19 protein-coding genes are annotated in these 25,003 nt (G+C 43.7%); 10 read left to right on the top strand and 9 right to left on the bottom strand.

Features of this window, described 5'->3' with window-relative positions:
* The 3 genes from ACH2DQ_RS15135 to ACH2DQ_RS15125 form a co-directional block, all read right to left on the bottom strand.
* Window positions 1-817: carbohydrate ABC transporter permease (locus ACH2DQ_RS15135; protein WP_395027302.1), on the bottom strand; the 817-nt coding region annotated here is incomplete at its 3' end.
* A 2-nt stretch (window positions 818-819) separates the two neighbouring features.
* The gene (locus ACH2DQ_RS15130) at window positions 820-1,701 is read right to left on the bottom strand and encodes a carbohydrate ABC transporter permease (protein WP_394915113.1); all 882 of its coding nucleotides are present in this window, start codon (window positions 1,699-1,701) and stop codon (window positions 820-822) included.
* An 84-nt stretch (window positions 1,702-1,785) separates the two neighbouring features.
* Window positions 1,786-3,144: an ABC transporter substrate-binding protein gene (locus tag ACH2DQ_RS15125; RefSeq protein WP_394915112.1), complete on the bottom strand. Its 1,359-nt coding sequence runs from the start codon at window positions 3,142-3,144 to the stop codon at window positions 1,786-1,788.
* Between the two features lie 371 nt (window positions 3,145-3,515).
* Between ACH2DQ_RS15125 and ACH2DQ_RS15120 the strand changes: the two genes are divergently transcribed.
* Both ACH2DQ_RS15120 and ACH2DQ_RS15115 read left to right on the top strand, forming a co-directional pair.
* Window positions 3,516-5,249, top strand: a complete 1,734-nt coding sequence (locus ACH2DQ_RS15120; protein WP_394915111.1) for a sensor histidine kinase — start codon at window positions 3,516-3,518, stop codon at window positions 5,247-5,249.
* A 1-nt stretch (window position 5,250) separates the two neighbouring features.
* A complete protein-coding gene (locus ACH2DQ_RS15115) occupies window positions 5,251-6,774 on the top strand; it encodes a response regulator (protein ID WP_394915110.1) in 1,524 nt (507 codons plus the stop codon).
* An 8-nt stretch (window positions 6,775-6,782) separates the two neighbouring features.
* Here ACH2DQ_RS15115 and ACH2DQ_RS15110 read toward each other — a convergent pair whose 3' ends face one another.
* Window positions 6,783-7,826 (bottom strand): uroporphyrinogen decarboxylase family protein, encoded by a 1,044-nt coding sequence (locus ACH2DQ_RS15110; RefSeq protein ID WP_394915109.1) that lies wholly within the window; start codon window positions 7,824-7,826, stop codon window positions 6,783-6,785.
* On the bottom strand, window positions 7,823-8,959 hold the full coding sequence (locus ACH2DQ_RS15105; protein WP_394915108.1) for a uroporphyrinogen decarboxylase family protein: 1,137 nt from the start codon (window positions 8,957-8,959) through the stop codon (window positions 7,823-7,825). Before ACH2DQ_RS15105 ends, ACH2DQ_RS15110 begins: the two co-directional genes overlap by 4 nt.
* A 370-nt stretch (window positions 8,960-9,329) precedes the next feature.
* On the opposite strand from ACH2DQ_RS15105, the gene ACH2DQ_RS15100 reads away from it, so the two are divergent.
* Together ACH2DQ_RS15100 and ACH2DQ_RS15095 are read left to right on the top strand one after the other, a co-directional pair.
* Complete coding sequence (locus tag ACH2DQ_RS15100) at window positions 9,330-9,461, top strand: hypothetical protein (RefSeq protein ID WP_394915107.1); 132 nt, start codon at window positions 9,330-9,332, stop codon at window positions 9,459-9,461.
* 34 nt (window positions 9,462-9,495) lie between these two features.
* Window positions 9,496-10,494, top strand: coding sequence for a LacI family DNA-binding transcriptional regulator (locus ACH2DQ_RS15095; protein ID WP_394915106.1), 999 nt, complete (start codon window positions 9,496-9,498; stop codon window positions 10,492-10,494).
* A gap of 14 nt (window positions 10,495-10,508) precedes the next feature.
* Here ACH2DQ_RS15095 and ACH2DQ_RS15090 read toward each other — a convergent pair whose 3' ends face one another.
* Complete coding sequence (locus ACH2DQ_RS15090; protein WP_394915105.1) at window positions 10,509-12,275, bottom strand: extracellular solute-binding protein; 1,767 nt, start codon at window positions 12,273-12,275, stop codon at window positions 10,509-10,511.
* Between the two features lie 123 nt (window positions 12,276-12,398).
* Here ACH2DQ_RS15090 and ACH2DQ_RS15085 point away from each other — a divergent pair, with 123 nt between their 5' ends.
* Window positions 12,399-14,207: a sensor histidine kinase gene (locus tag ACH2DQ_RS15085; protein ID WP_394915104.1), complete on the top strand. Its 1,809-nt coding sequence runs from the start codon at window positions 12,399-12,401 to the stop codon at window positions 14,205-14,207.
* 66 nt (window positions 14,208-14,273) lie between these two features.
* On the opposite strand, the gene ACH2DQ_RS15080 is transcribed toward ACH2DQ_RS15085, so the two are convergent.
* Complete coding sequence (locus tag ACH2DQ_RS15080; protein WP_394915103.1) at window positions 14,274-14,978, bottom strand: FadR/GntR family transcriptional regulator; 705 nt, start codon at window positions 14,976-14,978, stop codon at window positions 14,274-14,276.
* Window positions 14,979-15,184: 206 nt separating this feature from the next.
* Between ACH2DQ_RS15080 and hypB the strand changes: the two genes are divergently transcribed.
* The 5 genes from hypB (at window position 15,185) to ACH2DQ_RS15055 (ending at window position 20,231) form a co-directional block, all read left to right on the top strand.
* Window positions 15,185-15,850 (top strand): hydrogenase nickel incorporation protein HypB, encoded by a 666-nt coding sequence (gene hypB, locus ACH2DQ_RS15075; protein WP_394915102.1) that lies wholly within the window; start codon window positions 15,185-15,187, stop codon window positions 15,848-15,850.
* Window positions 15,851-16,009: 159 nt separating this feature from the next.
* The gene (locus tag ACH2DQ_RS15070) at window positions 16,010-18,757 is read left to right on the top strand and encodes an FAD-dependent oxidoreductase (protein ID WP_394915101.1); all 2,748 of its coding nucleotides are present in this window, start codon (window positions 16,010-16,012) and stop codon (window positions 18,755-18,757) included.
* A 10-nt stretch (window positions 18,758-18,767) separates the two neighbouring features.
* A complete protein-coding gene (locus ACH2DQ_RS15065) occupies window positions 18,768-19,136 on the top strand; it encodes a hydrogenase maturation nickel metallochaperone HypA (RefSeq protein ID WP_394915100.1) in 369 nt (122 codons plus the stop codon).
* Between the two features lie 43 nt (window positions 19,137-19,179).
* On the top strand, window positions 19,180-20,163 hold the full coding sequence (locus ACH2DQ_RS15060) for a DUF5692 family protein (RefSeq protein WP_394915099.1): 984 nt from the start codon (window positions 19,180-19,182) through the stop codon (window positions 20,161-20,163).
* Window positions 20,160-20,231, top strand: a complete 72-nt coding sequence (locus tag ACH2DQ_RS15055) for a putative holin-like toxin (protein ID WP_394915145.1) — start codon at window positions 20,160-20,162, stop codon at window positions 20,229-20,231. Before ACH2DQ_RS15060 ends, ACH2DQ_RS15055 begins: the two co-directional genes overlap by 4 nt.
* A gap of 129 nt (window positions 20,232-20,360) precedes the next feature.
* Here the strand turns inward: ACH2DQ_RS15055 and ACH2DQ_RS15050 are convergent, their stop codons facing one another.
* Both ACH2DQ_RS15050 and ACH2DQ_RS15045 read right to left on the bottom strand, forming a co-directional pair.
* Window positions 20,361-22,670: a TIM-barrel domain-containing protein gene (locus tag ACH2DQ_RS15050; protein WP_395027296.1), complete on the bottom strand. Its 2,310-nt coding sequence runs from the start codon at window positions 22,668-22,670 to the stop codon at window positions 20,361-20,363.
* 84 nt (window positions 22,671-22,754) lie between these two features.
* The gene (locus tag ACH2DQ_RS15045) at window positions 22,755-24,791 is read right to left on the bottom strand and encodes a beta-galactosidase (RefSeq protein ID WP_394915097.1); all 2,037 of its coding nucleotides are present in this window, start codon (window positions 24,789-24,791) and stop codon (window positions 22,755-22,757) included.
* Between the last annotated feature and the right edge of the window lie 212 nt (window positions 24,792-25,003).

The raw sequence follows: 25,003 nt of genomic DNA, 5'->3' as shown, positions 1-25,003 counted from the left end.
TAAATTGCTTTCTGAAAATAAGGAAAATAATCAGAACCGGAACAATACTCACAAATGATACCGCACAGACTGCACCATAATTCACATTATTTTTGCTCATCATATAATACATTCCCATGGTCAGCGTCCGCAGATTTCCGCCTGTTGTAAAGATTAAGGTAATAATAAACTCATTCCAAATGGTAACAAAGGAAATCATGGCAACTGCAATCACACCAGGCAGAATAACCGGCAGGATTATTTTCGTCAAAAGCTGGAACCTGCTGCATCCGTCGATCATTGCGGCTTCCTCCAGGGTAAATGGAATTGCTTTTAGATAATTCTGCAAAACCATGATGGAAAATGGCATCACGGACGGCAGATACAGCAGAATTAATCCAAAGAAATTGTCAACCAGCCCCAGTTTTGTATAGACGGTAAACAGGGGAATCAGGTTTACAAGCCCCGGTATTAACATGGGGCATACTACAAATCCGATAAAAAAGCCTTTACCCCGGAATTTATACCTGGAGAATATATAAGCTGCAAAGGTAGCAAATAATATTCCAATTACCGTAGAAATGCAGGCAAGCCCCAGGGTGGAGAGAATATTCTGTCCCAGGTTCTGGGTTTCAAATACATGCCTGTAATTCTCCAGAGTCAGCCCGGAAAAAAATTTCGGCGGATATGTAAAAATCAGATTCTGGGGCTTTAAAGAAGTAAGAAATCCCCATAAAAGCGGCACCAGCATATAGGCGGAAATCAGAATCATGATCACATGCTTCACTGCTGTAAATATTTTCTTCTTCATTTTCTTATTTTTCATGCTTCCTGCCATACCTAATCCACCCACTCTCTGCTTTTTTTATTGATATAGAAATAAATGAAAACAATCATGATATTAATTACAGCCAGTACCATGGATATCGCAGAAGCATTGGTCAGATGGAAATTGGTAAACGCTTCTTTAAACATATAGAGTGCCAGCGTCTCCGTACTGCGAAGAGGCCCTCCATTTGTCAGCACCAGCAGCATACCGGACTGACTGATAAAATTAATAATATCCAGCAGTGTGGTTACCAGCAGAATCGGACTGAATATAGGAAACGTGATATACCAGAATGCCTGAAAACCGGAGCATCCATCCAGCTTAGCCGCCTCTAACAATTCCTTCGATACATTCTGCAGTCCAGCCAGAAGCAGAATGGTGGAATACGCCAGCTGTTTCCACATAGTGACCATAATAACCGCAATCATGGCATATTCAGGCTTGGTAATCAGATTGCTCACCTTTAAATGCAAGGGTTCAAACAGATAGTTCAGAACACCAAAATCCGCGTTCAGCATCCATTTCCAGGAAAAACCTGCTACTACATCCGATACGATCCAGGGAATGAATAAGATAGTCATATAGACCCCCATCCCTTTGATCTTACTGTTTAAAATCAGGGCTGCGATAACCCCCAGAACAATCACAACAACCGTTGCCACAATTACAAAATACCCGGTATTTCTCATGCTCTCCCAAAAATTCGGATCTTTAAATATCATCTTGTAATTTTTAAGTCCCACAAATTCCATTTCCCCGGTTCCCGGCATGACATTTTGGGAAGACAGATACACCGTATACGGAAAGGGCAGATAGGAAAACAACAAGAGAACGCAAAAGACCGGAGCTACCAGAAAATAGGGCAGATAGGATTTCTTCTTTGTATGGAACATATACCTTCCTCCTGACATTGCTCATATGCATAGATAGAAAAGTCCGCATGTGTCCGCACTTATTCTGCAGACACATGCTTCTACTTATTCCGCATAGTATTTTTGGTTAAATGCTTCCTGGGATTCTTTCAATACCGCTCTCAAATCGCTGCCAGGATCCAGACAGTAGGTTGCTCCCGCTACTGCTAACTCCTCCAGTCCTTCCTGATAGTATACAAAAGGATCCATGCTATGGGCGTTGTTATTCAGATTATCAATGAACTTCTTCTCCAGTCCCTCCTGGTACATCTCGTCCTGCTGCGCCTCGATTGTGATGGGAAGTCCGCCTTCTGCTTTAGAATGTGCCAGCTGCTGTTCTTTCTGTGAAAACCATTTTATAAATTCCCATGCCAGCTCCGGCTGTTTGGATTTACTTGGAATTCCCCATGCCCAGCCATTGGAGAAATGCGGCTGGGGACCGCCTTCTGTCTTCGCGGGAACAGGAGCAAAGTCAAATTTTCCTTCTTTTCCAAGATCCGATGCATCCAGGGTAGGTTTCGCATAGGAACCGTCAAAGATCATTGCTATATTTCCTGCTGCAAACTGCTGGGTAACATCATTATAATCGCTGACAGACAAACAGGTCTCTGGTGTTATCTTAGTTTCATTTACGCAGTCCGACATAAACTTAATGGCATCCGCCACCGCATCATTATCCCACGCCGCACTTCCGTCATCATTGGTGAGCTTTCCGCCTCCTGCCCAGGTTAAAGGTCCGATTGCAGTTTCACCGGAGGCATAATGTTTGCCGCCCCAGAATCCAAAACCATAGACTCCTTCATTTTCTGACATGGCTTTCTGTCCGGCTGTTACGATTTCGTCCCAGGTCTTCGGCGCTTCTTTCACATAATCCTTATTATACCAGATTCCCCTTGTATGTACAGACTGCAGCATACAATAAACCTTATTATCCCCGCTGTAAGTGCCCGCTGCCCAGACAGCGTTGGAAAAATCATCCCGGTTATAACTCTCGTCAATCATTTCATCCAAAGGCATCAGTGCTCCGCTGTTTACCAGGGACGCCAGCTTTTGGGAACTGACCGCTACCAGGTCACTGGGTGCTCCTGCCCGGTTGGTAATCACGATTTTGGATTCCAGCTGATCCCAGGGAACCACATTATATTCAATCTTAATCCCCGTTTCTTCCGTGAACTTTTCATACAGCTTGATCACTACAGACTGCATGGGGTCATCCGTATTCGCAGGATCAATATAGTTCATCATCGTCAGCACTCTGTCTTCCTGTTCTCCGGACGCTTCTTTCGTTTCATTCCCCGAAGCTTCCTTCGTATCTCCCTTTGTCTCGGAAGAACCGGAGGCCTCTTTTCCTCCCCCGCATCCCGCTGCCATGGTACACACCATTGCCGAAACCAGTAACAAAGACATCAGTTTTTTCTTTTTCATATCCTTCATCCTCTCTTTCTCTCTTGACCGCATACATTCCTTTACCTTGGCCGTTGTTCGTTGTTAAGATATCTTTATTATATCTGACTGCCCCGTCTTATGAAATAAAGAGACTAACTGGGATGTTTACCAAATTCATCCATCTGTTTTATCATGGGTTACAGATTTAAATGATTTCTTTTGCGGTGGTTTATAAAAATCAACACACTTGTATAAATATCTAATGTCATTATTTCTCAAACCTTGTATCCCGTCTTTTCTTATGCTATCATTTCCCTAAAGTCAATTTTCCCCCTTAGCAACTGCCCCAAAAAAGTTCCATATTTTATACTGGCAGCTGCTATGGGAAATATAACGATAGGCGGCGCAATATGCATAAGAAGACTTATTCCCTTATGAAGATTTTATTTACATCGGCATCCGGCATCATTATCTTAATTTTAGCCACGGTGAGTATCAGTATTACAACGTACTTTACCGACATTTTCCACCAGATGTCCACCACAAAATACGAAGAGGTATTTGAGCAGGCAAATGAACAGCTGTCTATGATCTTTTATGATGTGGCAACCTTAGGCTCCATACTGGAAAATAACTCGGAACTAACGGGAGCCGTGAATCTTTCCACCAGCCATCCAAACCAGTTTACCCGCCTGCAAAATGAATCAAAAGTACAGCAGCTACTTGCCACTTCATCTAATTATTACAAATATATAAGGAATATCTATCTGTATAAAAATGAGAAAGTATTTTTTATACATGACAGTTTTTCACCGATTAATTACACTGCACTGAGGGATGAGCGCTGGTTTCAGGACGTGCTGGAAGGTAAAAAAGATCAGGTTATCCTCACCTATGATGAAAATTATTTTATCTATGCACAATCCTTTTGCCGAACCCTGATTTCAAAATCCCCCGGTGTACTGCTGGTACTACTGGATGCAAGCCTTCTCCAGAACTGCCTGAAAAATATCAACGGCAATAACGGCGTCATTATCTCGGCTTTTGATTCCAGAAATACGCTGCTCTATACCCAGAATACCAGTAAGCAGGATCTGCTTGAGAATCATCTGACCAACTTAAATGACTATGATACCGGCGCTCACATTAAACTGAAGAACACTACTTATATATTAGCAAAACAAATCAATCCATTCACCAACTGGACACTGGTTTCCCTGACACCCAAAGATGCCACCAGAAAGGATCTCTATCCCATTTACCAGCAGATCGTGATCATTGTTCTGCTTGCACTGCTGATCAGCATGATTTTAACTTTCTTCCTGAGCCGGGTATTTACCAGGTCCTTTACTCCGCTGATCCGTTCCATGGAGCGCAGTGCAAAAGGTGATTTTACATTTGATCCCTACACTTCACAGATAGCGGAAATTAACGTCCTGATAGACGGATACGATGATATGCTTCACAGAATCTCCGACCTGATCAGCCGGATTAAGAATATTGAAGAAGAAAAAAGAAAAACAGAACTTGAGATACTCCAGGCCCAGATTAATCCGCATTTTACCTATAACACACTGAATTCTATCCGCTGGCTGGCACTTATGCAGGATTCCCCCCAGATAGCAGAGATGATTTCATCCTTTTCCACCCTGCTTCAGATTACCAGCAGCCATCCCAATGAATTTATTTTGGTAGAACAGGAACTGCAGGAAGTTTCCTGTTATGTGGATATTATGAAATTCCGTTATAATGCTTCCATTGATATCCTGTTTGAAGCTCAGGAGAAAACCAAAAAATGCAAGACTCTAAAGCTTCTGATACAGCCTTTGGTTGAGAACTGCTTTTATCATGCTTTTTCAGATGCATCAGATTATGGAAGAATTGTCATTCGCGCTTATCTGTCCGAGGATGCACTGATCTATGAAGTAGAGGACAATGGAGAGGGTATTTCTTTTGACGGATGCCAGCTGCCCAGCTCTTTGGCAGAGGGCGTACATAACATTGGGCTTACTAATATTAACAAAAGGATTCAGCTTTGGTTTGGGGAGAAATATGGCATCACGTTCCACTCGGAACTCCATATTGGGACTAAAGTAATCGTTACCCAGCCAATTCAAACAGAAACTGTCAAGGAGGTTGATTAAAATGATTCCTGTAATGATTGTCGAAGATGAATTTCTGGTCCGGGTAGGACTGAAATCACTGATAGACTGGAATGCCTGCGGATTTTATATCGCAGCAGATGCATCAAACGGCCAGGAAGGGCTTGCTCTCTATGAAAAATATCATCCTTACCTGATCATTACCGACATTCGCATGTCCCCGGTAAGCGGTTTGGAAATGATGGATGAAATCCGAAAGCTGGATAGCGAAGTAAAATTTATTATTATTTCTGCCTATAATGATTTTGCTTATGCCCAGCAGGCTATCCGTTATGGCGTTGAACTGTATCTGTGCAAGTCTACCTTTAAAAATGATGACCTGACTGCGATTCTGCCGAAAATCAAAGCATCCTACCCGGACACCAGACAGACCGAAACCTCTGATTCAGAGCTGTCTTTTCAGAATTTCTCAGACGTTTTCACCGACGCTTCCGATACGGGCAGTCTGGAAAAATATCTGAAGCAGCACCATTTGGCAGACTGTCCCAAGATGGTAATCGCAGTACGTCACGACCGTCATAATCATAACAGCATCAATCAGAACTTATACCACAATATCATACTGAATATCCTGAAACGCTGCCAGATCCCCTGTCAGCTATTCAAAAAGGATGACTTTATTCTCTGTCTGCTGGATGCTTCCGATGCGGAAAAAGTACATTCCATAGCCCGGGAACTGCACAAGACTTTGCTCAACTATACAAAACAAGCCTGTTATTTCGGTATATCCGCTCCCTTTACCAGACCGGCCCTGCGGCTTTACCGGGCGGTTAACGAAGCCTGCCTGACCTGTAATGAATTTATCTTTGATAAATCCGTACACATACGGGACTTTACCGGCAGCAGTACATCCATTTGTTACAGCTGCCAGCCTTGTGGAAATGCTGCAAATAACGCCAATATGGAAATTAAAGCGGAACGTTTAATGTCCTCTGTCTTTTCATTTCGAAAAGAGGAATCAGAAGCCATTATCCGGGAAATTATTTTTTCCTGTACAAATTACAGATCTCTGGAAAAAAGTGTATTTACAATTTTACTCTCTTTTATTGAATATGATAACAGCAGTATGGTATCTGCCCTGATGGAGCGGGAGTTAAAAAAGGACGACCTTGACAGGATTGCCTCCTCTCTTCTGGAATGGATATATGCCCTGCCATTTAATACGATGGCAGTTAGTAACTCCAATGAATACGTGGAAACTGTGATTGCCTATATAAAATCACATTTAAGCGAAAACCTGTCCATTCAGAGCCTGGCGGATATGATCCACCTGTCTCCCAACTACCTTGGAAAGGTATTCTATCAGAAGACCGGTTCCTTCCTGAACAACTATATTACCGGCTGCCGTATGAACAAAGCCTGTGAACTGCTGCGCAGTACGGACCTGCCGGTGAATACCATTGGAATCATGATCGGCATCAGCAATCCCCATTATTTCTCCAAGCTGTTCCGGGATACCATCGGTTGTTCTCCCAGTAAGTATCGGATTGCTCCGCCTGCCTCCTGACATGTCCTTTAGGCAGTTGCTGTTTCCTGACACGCCTTCAGGAAAGATCTTATTTTATCATCCGTCGCATGTTGGTCTATTCCAACACAGGATATGGATAGCAATCCTCCATTTTCCTGCCCTGCGGCTGCCAGTGCCTGTACTTCCCTTATCATTTCCTCTTCTGTGGCTTCCAAAAGCCGCGCCGGACTGTACCTGGCATTTAAAAATACGCCTGGGAGCCTGCTTCTCACCAGGGCTAAATCCGAAAAAGCACCAACTTCCGCAAATTCCAGGTTGGGAATCTTCTGATAGCCCTCCACCACATGTTCCATGGTTCCTCCGCAGTGATGCACGCCAAAACTGCCAAATGCTTCTGCCATTCTCCGGTCACATGGCAGGAGAAATTTTTCATACATTTCATTAGAAATCATTTCTACCGAACAATTGGATGTCAGATAGACATCAGGACTTACCTTTCTCACTATAGCAGTAACGCCTCCTGATATGTCATCTGACAGCATCTTAAGGCGTTTTCCCACTGAAATTGAAAGATTTGTGATTTCCTGCAGAAGATGTACGGCTTCTTCCGGTGCCGTATAAAATACAGTCATGGCTTCCTGCCCCATAAGATCCATGGAGATATTCTGTATCCCCTGTAGATTGATATAAGACTCCACATAACCAAACTGATCCAGAAGAAAATCAATCTGTTTCTGAGTCCGCTGCCACACTTCACTTGTTTCCAATTGAGGTGCATAAATCTCACCTATATCATCTTCATCCAGTTCACGGCATATGACCTGAGGTGAATTATCTGCCTGATATTTTACCTGGCAGCCCATCAGCTCTGAATACAGATAACCGGCTGCTAACAGATCCGTCCCAAGCAGAGGACGCTTCATTGGTGCTTTTTCACCCAGACCAAAATCACCAAAATGATCGTAAAGTGCACGTCGCATTTTTATATCGCATTCCATCCGATACTGGGGATTGTCAAAAAAGTCCCTGGTAAAGTCGATTCCTGCATGGGCATGCCACCAGGAAGGATGAAAGGTTATATCGTATTTCATTGTGATACCTCCATTCTATGCAGCTTTTCATAAAGATTCTGCTGCTCTTTTGGCGTCTTACAATAGGTTACGCAGATCAGCTTCTGCTTTGGTTTCCACAGCTTTTCAAAAACCGGAAATGCATGGTCTGCATCCCCCACTGCCCTGGCATTCAGCACGATGCCGCTGCCTGCAAATCCCTTTGCAAAGACCTCCGGGGAATTTGGAGAAGGATCTGTCTCAATGGAAAATGCACCATCAGCCATAAAAATATCCCGATAGCGTTTCACCATATCAATCTTTGATTCCCAGACTCCGCAGGAATGGTACACCACGCCGCCAAATGCCTCCCCCAGCCTCTCATCGGCACTTTTGAATATTTCCTCATAGTCTTCATCCTGAACCATGATTGACATATCATTGCTAAGTCCAATTCCCCGGAATGCACGGCTGGAGGCAAATCCATGTCCCGGACCTGCCCATGCACTGCCCAGAAGTTTCTTCTGCTCCTTTAAAAAATCCAGCAAAAGGTCTGTGACCAGTCCCGCCGCTTTTTTCACCTGTTCCGGTTCATCCACAACATCATAAAATAGATTCGTCACCGGAAGCAGGTAGGTAAGCATGTTAATGGGGGACTGTACATCGGTCAGGGAAACCGGTACTTTTCCCTTTGTTTTCTCCATGAAATATTCTGTCATCTCTAAAATATGCTTTCCGGTCTCCGTTCTGGCTAAGGGAATGAAATCACTGTCCAAAATATCTGCTGTGGTTTCAAACGGAGGAATTACATTGGGCGCCTGCCCCTCTTCCCAGATATAGTTCCCTCCGAAGCTGGATGCAATATATCCAATCCCATACCAGGGTTCCAGAAAATTGGCAATATCTGCCTCATATGCCATACTGAGCTTTAAAGCTCCCAGCTGCAGTGCCAAAGATTCTTTATAATCCCTGCATTTGTCATAAAATACACCGTCTGCCCTTACCCTCCGGTAAACCAAAAGCCCTTCCTCTTTCTTAAGAAAAGCACGGTTCTTTTCCAACTGTTTTTCTTCGTAATCGGCATATGCCTCCAGATCGAACCTTTCCGGACACACCAGTTCAACCACAGTTCCCTGAGAATCTCTCAGTGATGTGTCAAATTTTCTATCCATCATTTCCTTTTCTTTCCTCCAAATATGTAACAGTTCAGACAAGTCTGAACTGTTACGCATCCAGCCCATTGAAATTCGCCTTCGGCAAAGGGCTGGATCCCAGCAGGCCCAGGTTTTCGTACGGTATGCGCAGTAAATGCGCATACCTGTCTGAATTGTTACTCAAATATCTCATTTATGCTTCGTTTAATAACAGTCTGATTAGTTATGTAAGCGCTTACATTCATCCTATATTCTTTTTTTCTATTTGTCAATGGAATGGAAATAGGAATGTTGAATTTTTATAGTTTTCTAGAGATATTATAAAATTTGTCCTTACCTTTCATTGAGTCAGATCATTTTAGGGTTGGATGAATTTAAAAAATAAGATATAATGTATAATATTGATGCATTGCTGCGGGTTTACAACGATGAAATCTGTGACATTATTGATAACTATAACTGCAGCGCCTACTATGAACCCTCTTACGTGATAGCAAGAGCTTATCAGAATGGCGGATTTTAATAAGATCTACTGCAAAAGAAAGGGCTGAAGCGTTATGAATATTTATGACATCTCAGAAAAAGCAGGCGTATCTATCGCCACAGTTTCCAGAGTTTTAAACGGAAGCGGAAATGTGAGTGACAAAACAAGGGACAAAGTATTATCTGTCATTCAGGAAACAGGTTATACCCCCAATATCTTCGCCAGGGGATTGGGTTTAAATACAATGAATACCATCGGCATTTTATGCGCTGACTCTTCGGATAGCTTTTTGGCTAATGCCATTTATTTTCTGGAACGGGAATTGCGCAGACACGATTATGACTCCATTCTCTGCTGTACCGGATATGATCTGGATATAAAAGAAAAGTATTTGAATTTGCTTCTGTCAAAAAGAGTGGATGCTATCATACTGGCAGGGTCCAGTTACATAGAGAAAAATCCAAAGCAGAATAAGTATCTCCTGGATGCTGCAAAGATTGCTCCTCTGATCATTGTAAACGGATATCTCCAGGGCGACAACATCTATTGCTCCCTCTGCGACGACACCCAGGCGATCTGCCAGCTGACCACTAAGCTTTTAGAAAGCGGCAGAAAGTCTCCCTGTTATCTCTACCGCTCCCTCTCTTACAGCGGACGTCAAAAGTTGAATGGCTTTCTCAAAGCCTGCAAAGATTTCGGCATTGAAGAACCAAAATATCTCTGCGCCAACAGCGATATTCTCTCTACCAGGGATTTTCTGTTATCTGACCCTGCATTCAAAGAACACGATATCTTCATCACCTCCGACGATGATATGGCAATCAGCGTGTTGAAATATGAACAGAGTCTGGGGCGCAGAGTACCGGAAGATGTATGTATTACCGGCTATAATAATTCTAAAATGGGAATCTGCTGTGAACCGGAACTCACGACCCTGGACAACCGTCTGGAGTTCTCCTGTATCAATGCGGTGTCAATGCTTATGCAGGTTCTGTCCGGTAAAAAGGTGCCTTCCAAGGCAATAATCACCGGGGAAATCGTGGAGCGGGGGACAACGGATATTCGCTTTTAGAAAAGCGTACGATTTCAATCCAACCTATTTTCAAACTCGGCAGCTTTTTTAATCGCTTCTTTCCAGGCCTTTTTATAATACTGCTCTACGTCATCCATTCCCAGATCCTTTGCCTTCTTCACCATATTCTGCCAAAGTTCTTCAAAAGCCGCCTCATCTTTAGCATAAACAAGATCCCAGGAATCACCGCGGACTACTTCTCCGATTTCTGCAATCTTGTTTTCCATAACATCGGATACCGGAGGGATCATATTCACCGCTATGGTAGACTTGGCAACCATATCATTTTCATATAGGTATTCCGCCAGAACGTCATTTCCCAGCATTTCGTTTACTTCTTTTTGCATCCGGGTTTCATCCACATTCAGGCTGGACGGCCAATAACGGTAGCTGATGGTATAACCGTCCTCCATAAGGGTGGACGCCTGCAGCCCCAATCCATTAAAGTGATATACCCCGTTTTGGAACGATCCGCCGCCTTCTACGGGCATGAGATCTTCATTTTTTTCGTTTATTACATCCCAGCCCTTTTCCGTCACATAAGGCTCACCATCCGCTTTGCGTTCCCAGACACCTCCTTCCGGTCCATTATAGAGGTATTGCTCCACTTCCGGATCATAGAGCCAGTTTAAGAATTCGCATGCCTTTTCTACATTTTTACAGTTCTTGCTTATGGCAAAATACCAGTTACGCCCGATTACCTGATCCGGTGCTTCGTATATTTTCATATCCGACGCCAGTACATTAGCATAGCCATCCGGCCTTTCCTCGTTATTCACATGACCGGATGAGACATTGTTATAATTTCCCCACAGCCAGGAAAACCAGGAAAACATGACTCTTCCCTCGCTGTATTTCTTCTCCAGGTTGCTATAACTCTGGGTAGCAGAATCCGGGTCCAAAAGTCCCCTTTGGTTGGCTTCAAAATAAAACTTTAAAGCACGCTTATAAAAGCTGTCTTCCCTTAAGATGGAATTTGTCTCTTTCGTCAAAATATTGGTTTCCATCAATGTGGATACATATTCGGAGTCGATTCCATAAAAGTAGGACAGTGATGCAATTTCCAATGCAGAATATTTATCCCAGTCCGAGAACAGGGAAAATCCATAAACTTTCTCGCCGGAATCCGTAACCGGCTTTATTGCTACCATTTTTTCAACCACATCCAGGTAATCTTCCAGGGTATCCAACTTTGGCGCTCCCGCTTTTTTATAAGCATCCCATTGCAGAAGCGGCACCCAGTTATACGCATTATAGGAAACAGGTCCGATAGAAGTGGGCATAAAGAACAGTTTTCCCGTGTCATTACTGGTATTTTCCATGGTATAGGCAATGGCACTCTGATACTCTTTTGTGTTAAATATAGAAGGCAGTGATTCCTCATATTCCTCCAGGGGAAGCAGCAAATCTGCATCCATTAGAAGCTGTGCCTCATCCAGATCCCGAAACCCAATGATATCCGGTAAATTCCCTGCCGCCATGTACTGCTTTAACTTCTGCTCTACCTCATTTCCACTGGCATAGAAATCCACTTTGATATTGGTATCCTCATATAACTTCTGTGCGCCCCAGCCCTCCCATATTCCATCATCAGAAGCTACTGACTGCTGTACAAATGCGGTTAATATCGTCTCATCTTTGTTTTCTTCAGCTTTTCCTGCTCCGGAGGAATCAGAAGTTGTATTGCACCCGCCGATCACGCATGTCGTCATCAGACATGCACCGGATACCAGAAGCCACATTACAGCTTTTTGTATTTTCTTTAACGTCAATTTTTTCATTTTCGTAATCCTCTTAAAATCCCTTACTTACGCCTGTTTTCTTGCATTTTATTGTGCCGGCTGTTATAATTCAGTATATCAGATTCGTCTGAATTTTCATAGAACAGTTTTGGGGGCTCTTTCATGCTGAAAAAAATCACAAGCGGATACTATTCTAAAATGATGTTAATTTGCATAACCGCAGTCTGCACCATTACGGCTGTTCTTCTTTCTTTATGCAGTTTTTTAATCCGGGATCAGGAAAAATCGGAGTATTTAAAGAACTATGATATTGCGGTAAACAACCTTTCATCCATTCTCACTACAAAACAAAATTCACTAGCCAATACTCTGTCTCCCGTATTTTCCAGTACTTCCCGTTACCAGGCGCTTTGCAGTCTCTATCAGAAAGATTATGATAACGACTATAATACGGCACAGTCGGTAATCCGCATGCTGTCTGAGATCTGCCGTTACGACCAGTTCTGCCGTGGAATCCTGCTGATCACGAATACCGGTAAACTATATCAGTATAATGTCAGTTATGATACACTGGTACCTTTGCAGTTTGACGGCACTGCACCTGATTTCACCTCCTATGATCTGCAGATTCTTTCGGACGCTCAGATTGATTCATTAAGCAGTAATTACGATAAGCCTGCAGAACATGTCTATGGGCTTAGCAGTACCATATTTGATTACTCCAATAAAAATCTCGTTACCTTAGGGCAGATGGTGATACTGTACTCTACCGCAGAATTTACCAATGCAATTGCAGATGCACATCTGGATGAAAGGGGGCTTTTCTCCATAACCGACATGCAGAAGAATATTATCTATGCTTCTGACGGAGAATATCTGGATTCTTCCAATCTGCTTCTGGCTGGGGAACACCCAGTCACAACCAATAGTGTCCAGCTTCCGGTTGCAGAATTTACAAAAAATGGCACCAGCCTTTTCTATTCCTCCATATTTAATGGAAAGTATGATTTTTATACCAACTACCAGCTGCCCCGTTCAGCTGTAGCCGGAAGTTTTACCCTGGTGATCCTTGCCATCCTTGCACTTGTGATCTGTCTGGCTTCCATTCTCCTCTACGTTATCACAATGCGGATATCCAATAAGAAAATAAAGACGATTCAGGCAGGTATGAGCCGCGTGGGTCAGAATAATCTGGATTATCGCCTGCCGCTGCCAAACAGTAATGATGAGTTCAAACAGATCACGGTAAGTTTCAATAAAATGTGTGATGAGCTGCAGCGGAATGTAGAGAAAGCATACGTCTACGAAATATCCCAGAAAAAAGCGGAACTCTACGCCATGCAGACCAGTATCAATCCCCATTTTCTCTACAATGCACTGGAACAGATCCGGGTTCAGATTGTAAAAGGGCTTTATAATGATGCTTCCCAGATGCTGCTGCTGCTTTCCAAAATGTATCGGAACCAGACCCGCCGGAATCTCTATGTCTCCATCGGGGAAGAGCTGAATCTCTGTGAGAACCTGATCAATCTTTATATGTATCGGTTTGGGAATTTTGAATATGAATTTTGTATAGATAATGCACTGAAGATTTACGGCATTCCCAAGAATACCCTTCAGCCGCTGATCGAAAATTACTTTGTCCATGGGCTGATTTTAGACCGGGATGACAACATGCTGACGATAACCGTCACTTCGGTTCAGAGAGATTCAAAGGATATGTTAGAACTGGCTGTGGAAGATAACGGCTCTTCCATTACACCGGAAGAACTGGAATTGTTAAAAGAAAAACTCAGTCAGCCGGTAATGAAGCGCAACGAAGATAATGGATTTGCCCTTTCCAATGTGAATACCCGTTTGAAATTGGTATTTGGAGAGGCCTCCTGTCTCATCCCACAGGCCGGCAATGATGGCTGCGGATTTCGCATTGCATTTTATATACCACCGGTTTTGCCAGACGATATCAAATAGAATTGGACATTCCTCCTGTTTAAAATAGAAAATGATGATGATGCGGCCTTTTACCGGCCGCATTTTTTATGTGGTATAAATCTCCGTACTTCCGCTTATAGTAGAACGAATAGACTCATCTATGACCTGTTTCGCAGCCGCAATATCTTTATTTTCCATATGTTTTAATAAATCCATGTTTCTTTTATGCATCCCGTCCATTCCATGGCGCATAAAATACCGTTCCCACAAAACAGTGATGGGAACCTTGAATGAGCAGAAAAACAGTGGCAGCAGCGTATTACCGGAAAATCCGCTTAACATATGGTCAAAATCATAGATTGCTGCCGCTGCCGCTTCCGGAGTTGTAGCCTGACGAAATGCCCCGCACTGGTCAGTCAGCTGTACCAGTTGTTCTTCTGTAAGCCTGGGTATGGCCGACTCCAGGGAAAACTTCATCAGAACACCGCGCAGCTCCAGTATGGAGCGAATTTCATCCCTGGGAAGCCTGCCACCATTATAAGTCATGATGGAGACCAGGATATCCAGCGTACCATTTCTGTGAAAATCAGCAATATAGGTTCCCTGCCGTGGGATAATTTCCAAAAATCCCTTTCTTGCCATTTCTGCAATACCGTCATTTACAACTGAGCGGCTGATCTGCATCTTCCCAGCCAATTCCCTTTCCGGGGGCAGCTTCTCACCGATTGCCAGCTCTCCTGATAAAATCATCCCTTCCATTTCCTGAATAAATAATTCTTTCAGCGTAGGTGATACCAGTTTTTTAAACATTTTACTTCACACCTTTCATATGTGGTTGAACCAGATAATATAAATTATAATATCATGGATTTGTACATTTGAGCAAGCAATTTTTGTGTATATTGACGTTAATTATGGTAATTATTGACGTCTTCCATGTAAGAATGTTATAATTATAACAAACCCTGGTTGAACCAGAAAAAGAAAGTAAAAAAACAAGGATGGAGGAAGCGAATATGGTAAAAGTCTATGAAATTAAGCAAAGCATCTTTGCAAATAATAACCAGCAGGCTGATTTGCTCCGGCAGTGCATGAAAAAGGAAAAAACATTTCTTTTGAACCTGATGTCTTCACCAGGCTCCGGGAAAACAACTACACTGGCCGGAACGATTGAAGCTCTGAAAGAGAAGATGCGAATAGGAGTCATGGAAGCGGATATTGACTCTGATGTGGATGCCCTCACCATTGCAAAAACAGGTGTAAAAGTGGTACAGCTTCATACCGGAGGCATGTGCCATCTGGATGCCGAAATGACCAGACAGGGCCTGGAAGCGCTGGATACAGCGGATATCGACCTGGCGATTTTGGAAAACGTGGGAAACCTGGTATGCCCAGCCGAATTTGACACCGGAGCAGCGAAAAATGCCATGATTTTAAGCGTTCCGGAAGGCGATGACAAACCTTTGAAATACCCGCTGATGTTTCAAGTATGTGATGTTTTGCTGATCAATAAAATAGACGTGCTTCCCTATTTTGATTTTGATCTGGAAGCCTGCAAAAAGAGGGCAAAAAAATTAAACCCAGACATCATCATAATCCCCATATCTGCACGTACCGGAGAAGGAATGGAAGAATGGACCAAATGGCTTTTGGGTCAGGTGGCAAAATGGCTGGAGGAATAATACTCTTTTAAATATGTAACAAATTAAAACTAAAAACATTTCAAACTACTAATTAAGGAATAGCACAAGTGCTCCATCCAGACAGTAATGATAGCGACAGGATGGAGTGCTAGTCATCTTGTGCTATTCAGGGGAATCAATATGGAAGGAGCGAAACATATGGAAAATTTAGTTAAAATGGCATTCCCTCCCGGATATCAATGCCGGTATAACGAAAAGGTTATGACTCTTGCAAATATTATCGGTCGGAAAAAAGCAGGCGTAAAACCCGGTGGGAAAGGCTCTATCCAATGGACAGACCCGGAATATGTCATCCTGGAGGCCGGTGTAGATGATGAAATGGCCGAGGTTGGAATTGTTCTGGGCTCCTATGAGAAGAAAACTGCCGGGGAAGTTGCCCGCATCCTTGGAAAACCGGAAGCATATTGCCATGAACAGCTTATGAAGCTGGCGGTATATGGTGCCTGTTTTGTAAATAACATCAATGGCGAGGATACTTTCTGGACAGAGACATGGATTCCCGGAACAATGGAGATGATCGTAAATAACCGTGATAATATTAAGAACTATCCCATTGTTAGCTACGCCATGGAGGCTTATGGTCGTGTCCGCGGTCCCATGAGCTCCGGTTCTTTTCCTGTAGGCGTTGGACTTATGCGTGTTATTCCTATCGAATCAGCCATTGACGGCGAAAGCAGGAAGGCGGATTATGAAGAGATTTCCAGGTATCTGAATGAAAATGATATTTTTTCGGTATCAGACTGTTCCTGCCGTACCGACCGGGAAGTCATGGGAGAAGGCTGCGGACATTTAAAAGAAGATATGTGCATACAGATGGGTCATGCTGCAGAATATTATATCCGAACAGGCCGTGCACGGCAGATTACCAGGGAGGAAGCCTTTGATATTATTCGACGCGCAGAAGAAAACGGACTAATGCATGAAATTCCTAATACCGATGGTTCGGGCAAGACCCATGCGATCTGTAACTGCTGTGGGTGCGGCTGTCTCTCTATGCGAACCGCCGAAATGTTCAAAAATGTCGATATGATCCGTTCTAATTATGTATCAAAAGTGGATCCTGACAAATGTGTTGCCTGCGGTCAGTGTGTGGAAAACTGCCCGGTGAATGCTTTGAAGCTTGGACAAAAGCTTTGTTCTAAGGCTCCAGTTATCACAGATATAACCACCGTATCCACTCCAAGGGATGAAGAATGGACACCGGATAAATGGAATCCCGATTACCGGACAAACCGGGAAAATGTGGTGGACTCCGGAACTTCTCCATGTAAGACAAACTGCCCCGCTCACATTGGAATTCAGGGATACATAAAGTTAGCCGCTCAGGGACGCTATCAGGAAGCACTGGAACTGATTAAAAAGGAAAACCCGTTTCCTGCTGTCTGCGGACGGATCTGTAACCGTCGCTGTGAGCAGGCATGTACCAGGGGCGAGGTGGATTCACCCATTGCAATTGACGAAATCAAAAAGTTTATAGCTGACCAGGAATTACAGGAAGAACATCGATTGATCCCGAAAAAACGCCATGACTATTCCCACAAAAAAATTGCAATTATCGGAGCGGGACCTGCCGGCCTTAGCTGTGCTTATTTTCTGGCACTGGATGGCTATACCATTACCGTTTATGAAAAAGAACAGCAGCTGGGCGGAATGCTGACATTGGGTATCCCGGCTTTTCGGCTGGGTAAAGAGGTGGTAGACGCAGAAATTGCTGTTTTAGAAGAAATGGGTGTTCAATTTCAGACCGGGGTGGAAGTAGGAAAAGATATTACCCTGAACCAGCTTCGTGAACAGGGCTATGATGCTTTCTATGTGGCAATCGGTGCCCAGGGTGCACGAAAACTGGGCATTGAAGGGGAATCGGCCCTGGGAGTTACTACCGGTATTGAATTCCTGAAAAAGGTAAATTCCGGTGAAAAAGTAACACTCTCCGGTAAGACAATCGTCATTGGCGGAGGAAATGTCGCCATTGATGTGGCACGCAGTGCAGTCCGTACTGGCTCCTGCGATGTCCAGATGTATTGTCTGGAATCCAGGGACTTGATGCCCGCATCTGAAGAAGAAATAGTAGAAGCAGAGGAGGAAAAGATTGTACTCAACAATTCCTGGGGACCCAAAAAAATACTTACGGAAGATGGAAAAGCGGTAGGAGTGGAATTCATGAAGTGCATTTCAGTCTTTGACGAAAATAATCGCTTCGCTCCCAAGTATGATGAGAACGACTGTATAACTGTGAAAGCAGACAATATCTTAGTTACGGTTGGCCAGTCCATTCAGTGGGGTGATCTCTTAAAGGATGCATCAGCAACATTCAATAGGAATATGACAGTACAGGCAGATGACTTCACCTACCAGACCGGACAGGCGGATGTATTTACAGGGGGCGACTGCTTCACTGGGCCAAAGTTTGCTATAGACGCAATTGCAGCGGGCAAACAGGGTGCTATATCCATACACCGGTTTGTACATCCCGGGCAGTCACTGGTAAACGGACGTGACCGGCGGGATTATAAAGAACTGAACCGGGAACAGGCTATCCTGGAAAACTACGACCACACGCCCAGGCAGAAACCGGATACACTGGATTCATCCTTAAAGTCTGAAACAACTTTCCGGGACCTGAGAGGAACATTTACCCAGGAACAGCTTCAAAAAGAAACTTCCAGATGTCTAGGCTGCGGAGTTACACTGGTAGATGAGTATATGTGTGTGGGCTGCGGGCAGTGTACTACTAAATGTAAATTTGATGCCATACACCTGGAACGCCGCTATGACGGAAAGGGAGTGGAATTTACAGAGATGAAACCAGTGGTAGTAAAACAGATTGTTAAGCGAAAGGGCAGGATTGCGATTAAAAAGGTGAAACGTGCCCTGAGCGGAAAGTAATTGGTGGGCTATGCACGAGCTGGGGATTGTATTTGAAATTGTAAAAAGAGTAGAACTGGCAGCTGTGGAGAACCTGCTGGCATTACCAGATATCGCAGCTGTGGTTGTGGAAGTAGGCGAAGCATCCACTATCGTACCCAAATATCTGAGAGAATGCTGGCCTGCCGCTATAGATGGCACCGATCTAAAAGATGCAGAATTAGACGTGGAAATCATTGTGGCAACTGTTCGGTGCAAAGCATGCGGTAACGTATATGAATATCTGAACAGGGGTAAAGTCTGTCCGGACTGCGGTTCACCGGAATGCGTTATGGTAACCGGCCAGGAATTAAATATCAGAGAAATACAGGTATTTGAACCGGATGAGGAAAAAATTTAACAGGGATTTATGATAGAACCTGCAATATGGATGGAGGGAAAATATGTTTACATTTAATGGGAGTTCTGCCCCGATGATGTGGGCTGTATGGCTGTTAGTATTTATCATTTTATTTCTTTTGAATGAAATATCAAGAAGATTTCAAAAGGCAGGATTTTTCTGTTTTGTTATTCTGCCCATAGGTCTGACAATATTATGGTTTACGGCACTAAAAGGCCAGTCTTATACGGACTGGTTTCATCTGGCAAAAGTCTACTCTTCCACCGCCGGATGTATTGGTTTCTGGTGCATACGTTACGTAAAGGGAAAAGATAAACAAGGTAGAGAATGGCGGCTTAGTGATAACAAGATCGCTCTTTGTTTTCCACCGCTGATCCTTGCAATCAATATTTTAGAAGCTTGTGCAAGAGATATTGAAGTTGGAATGACATTCCCTGCTCTTACCAACGTATTAGAAAAAGGTACAACCGGTACTTTTTATGAACTGCTGGGAGGACCGTGGAATTACATGAATGCTGCAGCCGGTATTTTAAATATTATAACAATCAGCGGCTGGATAGGAATCTGCATCCGCAAGAAAACAAAAAAAGACGGCAGCCGGGATATGCTGTGGCCGGATATGCTGTGGTTCTGGATCATTGCCTATGATCTGTGGAATTTTGCATATACCTATAATTGTCTGCCCCATCATGCCTGGTATTGCGGATTCGCATTGTTGCTGGCTCCTACCGTCTGTGCCTTTACTCTGGGCAAAGGCGCGTGGCTTCAACACCGGGCACATACCCTGGCTCTGTGGTGTATGTTCGCTCAGACATTCCCTGCATTTCAGGATAACAGTATGTTCCGCGTAAACTCTACTTATAATCCGGTCATTTATAATATCGTAAGTGCCCTGGCACTGACAGCAAATGCAGCCGTACTGGTCTATATGATTTATAGAATACGAAAAACAAAACGTAATCCTTATACGCAGGAATTGTACGTGGATTTACAGAAGTATCAGGAAGTAAAAGCTTTGGCTGAATAAGGCAGATATTGTTACTATTTGGCGGGTTTTTATTGACACTCCTTGGCTATATAGACAAGAAAAAATAAAAACTACCCTGTTCTCGTCAAACAGGGTAGTTTTTTATCATACATTTTGAGGAAAACTGCCATACACGAGCGGTTATTCCTTTTATACAAATAGGATAACACCGACTAATATAATTGTCAATTCAATTATTATTCTTTTATATCAGAAAAGCTTATATGGATCTCCTTACCTTCATAACAAATATGTTTTCCAGACACCTCACCATCCAATCGGAAAAACTTCACATGCAATTCCCGGGGATAAGAATAAGTTCCCTGAACATTCTCCATTATGACCAATTTTTCCTTATCTTCATAACGCATCAGAATTCGAGCAAAATTTCCTTCTTCGTATTGATAATCCACACCATTGTCCAGATAGTATTCGAAACTGCCGTCCTGACCCTCGTAGACTTCGATGGTATCTGCCACGCCATCCTTCGTATTTTTTTTACTTAACGGTAGAATGGAACCCGCTTTTATAAATACCGGCTGCCAGTTTACAGGTGCTTCCACTTCTACATTCTGTCCGCCCATATATGCCTTTTTCAACTTTGCGTGATACCAGCTGCTTCCTTCCGGGAGGTAAACATTCCAGGTGGTCTTCCCATTCAGCTTCGTATTTTCCGGACCATATTCCATAGCCCGGGTCACCGGACAAACCAGATAAGAAGGACCATACATAAATTCTCCGGATATTTCCCGCACATGAATATCCTTGCCAAAATCAAACATCAGGCTGCGGAATATGGTATAATCTTCTGACTCAACCTTATGCGCCAATGAATATGTATATGGAAGCATTTCATAACGCAGCTTGATATATTCCACGATTGTATCGTAATATTTTGTTCCCTGCTCCCCAAAATACCATGGCTCCCGCAAGGTATCGGTTCCATGAGAACGCATAACCGGAAGGAAGGTGCCAAACTGCAGCCATCTGGTATACAATTCACGATATCCAAAATCATCCGTTCCTTTTTCGAAAAGGCCATGCCAGAACCAGGGCGCTTCTCCTTCTTCTGTGCCGCAAAAACGCCTGAATCCCTGCGTGGAGCCTGCAAAAAATGCCCCGATATCCAATGTCCAGTAGGGAATTCCAGACATACACATGCTTAATCCCTCTGCGATCTGATTCCTGAATACATCCCAGGTTGCCATGATGTCTCCCGACCATAAAATGGTACCGTACTGCTGGATGGACAGTGAACCGGAACGAGTCAGGTTCGCTACCCTTTTTTTATTACTTGCCGCCCTCTGATGCTCATAAATTCCTTTCGCATGTACAAGGGCATAGTTATTTGCTTTTCTCGCATCAAAATATCTTGTCAGATTCTCTCTTGCAAGCTCATAACGTTCCTCTTCTGCACGCTTTTCCAGGCCATTCCAGTCAGGAGTAAAGGGTTCTGTGGAATCACACCACCACGCATCTACCCCGGATTTAAATAATTCCTCTTCACACTGCTTCCAGTACAGATCTCTCGCTTCAGGATCAAAAGCATCGTAAGTAGAAAGGTTTGCCAACAGCTTGCCGGCATCCAGCATTTCCTGATTGTTATCACAGCCTTTATTCATATTTGGCCAGATAGAAATCATAAAAGCCGTATCCTTCTCATGGAGTTTGTCCGTCATTTCTTTTAAATCGGGAAAGCGTTCTTTGTCAACAAATTTATTCCCCCATTGTCCCTCTGCCCATGATTTCCAGTCTAAAACCAGGCAGGAAACAGGGATATCACGTTTTTCAAATTCCTCCCGGGTATCTAAGATGTCCTGCTGCGTAATATAGCGTTCTCTGGACTGAACATAGCCAAATGCCCAGCGTGGCAGCATGACTGCAGTTCCGGTAAGTTCCCGGATACCTGCAATCAGGTCATCAAAATGATCTCCTGTAATTACATAATATGCCATCTGATCTACCGCATCAAAATTCAGGGTAATAATATTATCTGCCTCTTCGTAAGTCATGAGACAGTCTGCATCGCAAAGAATCGCATATCCTTTGGAAGACAAAAATACCGGCATAGGAATCTGCATATTATTCTGATAGAGGTATTCTTTCACGCCGCGGTAATTATATTTTCCCTGCTCCTGCTGACCCAGTCCGTAGATGGCCTCCTCTTCCCCGATCTCAAATTTAAGAACTCCCGAAAAAGCATCGCCCACCTTGACACTGACGGCATTTTCAATAAAAGAACGCTCACCGTCAATGGTTTTCTTTGTTATAATTTTAGCTTTTTTCCCTTCAATCACATACTGGAAAATTTCCCGGTTTCGAAATTCAAAACCTTGTTGCGTAATAACAGGATCGCCTCCATAAGTAAAGGAGATCTCTTCCTTAGTATTTTGATCCTGTACCACCGTTTCATAATCTTTCCTGCTCATAATTGCCATTCCAGGCGCTCTAAGCTTTCCGTCCGGCGTTATCACCACCCTGGTTATATGGCTCACTTCTCTATTCATATTTATCCCTTCTGAATAGCATAAGCTGCCTTGTGCTATTCCCAAATCAGCAGTGTGTACTTCGTTCACACTTTTACCTATTGCTTATTGCAGAGCTGACTGCCCTCTCATCCTCTTCAATAACGCAAAACCATTTCTTTCCAAAGGAACCTCCTGTTGATAAGTACAATTCCCCAGCACATCTTCCATTGGTTCGTCTAACAATAGACTGGTGTCCTTTGCGGTAAAGTTAATCGCATAGTAATAATCCACACCATCCAGCCTTCTATGAATCACTTCCACTCTCTTCTGCGGGCATACCGGATTCTTCTCAATTCCGGCTTTCTGGCAGAAGTAAGCGAATAGCTGCATCATGGATTCATCGTCTACATCTGTCCCCAGGTAACATGACGTCCCCCTGCCATATGTATGTTCGCTGACAGCCATGGCTCCGGTTTTATAATCTTCTGTATAGGTTCCGATTGCCTTTGCATTCCCTTTTAACAAGTCGCTCCACATACCATCCAGACTCACCTGTTCGGTATTTCCCAGGTTTAATTTAAGTTTCGTTCTGTTTCCTTCAAATACCGGTTCCACTTCTTCTACGGTTACGCCAAACACGTCGTTTAACCCTGCCGGAAGGGAATCTGTATATCCCACATTATCCTCATTCTTTGCAGATGTTAAAAAGGTAGATAACAAGATTCCTCCGTTTTCCACATATCTGCGCAGTTTCTCCTGGAATCTGCGGTCAGCTATAAATGCAGACGGGATTACAAGAAATTTGTAACCGGAAAAGTCTGCATCGTACCCAATTACATCTGCGTTGTATCCGGCATCCTCCAGTAAATTGTACATTCTTCCTGCATAATCCAGATAGTTAAAATCCGGATCATTCACAGGTTTAATCCGCAATGCCCAGTGCACATCATAGTCTACGCAGACAGCAATCTCATTTACAAAATCTGCTTTCTCATAATCCTTTAGCTGTTCCAGTACCCTGGCAGTTTCCTGCATTTCATAATATCTTCTTCTGGGTACCCCATCCATATCTACGATGGCATAATTCAGCTGCTCTGCCCCAAATGGAAATGTCCGAAACTGGAAATGCAGCATCATTTCCGCGCCATGGGCATAGGACTGGATGACCGCCTGCTTCAGCGCCCCTGGATTAGGCTGCACTCTACCGGATCCCCCGAAGCGATGACCTCCGCCTGACATAAATTCCATAACCCAAAACGGCTTTCCTTCCTTAACCCCTCTGGCAAATGCATAAGGAAAAGAATCTACTGCAGCATCCCGCAGCCCCGGATAAAAATCAAATCCATAGACATCCAGATTCTTTGTACTCTTATAATAGTCAATGCTGTTGGTTGCAAGTCCGGTTCCATTAGTCGTAACCGGATAATCACTGTACCGGTGGAGAATGTCCGCCTGAAGGTTCTGGTACTCTATTTGGGAATCACTGGCAAACCGCTCAAATTCCAGCCGCAGAGTAGGATTTTCAAAATAAACCGGCAGAGCCTGTTCCGCACTTACTTCAATGGTATTTACCGGGGGCTTTATCTGCTCAAAGTTCTTGTAATCCTGACCCCAGAAAATATTTCCGCTTCGTTTGTTGTATTCTTCAATCGTTTGATACTTGTTTTTTAAATACTCTGTGAATTTACTTTTACAAACCGGACAGTGGCAGCGTCCGGAAGCCTCCTGCGCCGGTTCATTGTCGATCTGGAACCCGGAGACGTATGGGTTCTTCCCAAAACGCCTGCCGATTTCCTCCGTAATTTTCCTGGAATATTCCCGGTAAACGGGATTATTATAGCAATAGAATCTCCGTCCACCAAACGGTCTGACTTCGCCTCTGTTATCCACATAAAGTACCTCCGGATGTGCATAAACCAGCCATGCGGGCGGGCATGCAGTGGGTGTGCAGATTATACTGCGTATTCCTGCTTCCCCTAATTCCGTAACTGTCTCTTCCAGCCAGTCGAACTGGTACACCCCTGGATCCGGCTCCATTTTACACCATGCAAATTCTCCCATCCGCACCGTGTTGATTCCAGACTCTTTTAATAGCTTCAGGTCCTGCTGTAATTCTTCCTTTGTCTTGTGTTCGGGATAATACGCCACACCATACTGCATTTTATTTTCCTCCTTGCCCTTTCAGTGTACCCACTGTGAAGCGATTTTCTTTTACGCTTTTCCTGTAAAATAGATTTCCTGAGCCTCAGCAGCTTTTACATCTTCTTTTAAAGTCAGCACCACGATAGTATCTGCTTTTTGTTCCATGATCCCGCTTACATCAATTCGTACCCCTTCTTTATCCTGTACAAAAGGAAGATCACTTCCATGAA

This window comes from Robinsoniella sp. (assembly GCF_034124845.1).
The sequence above is the reverse complement of the archived record's forward strand: the minus strand, read 5'-3'. Positions and strand labels throughout refer to the sequence as shown.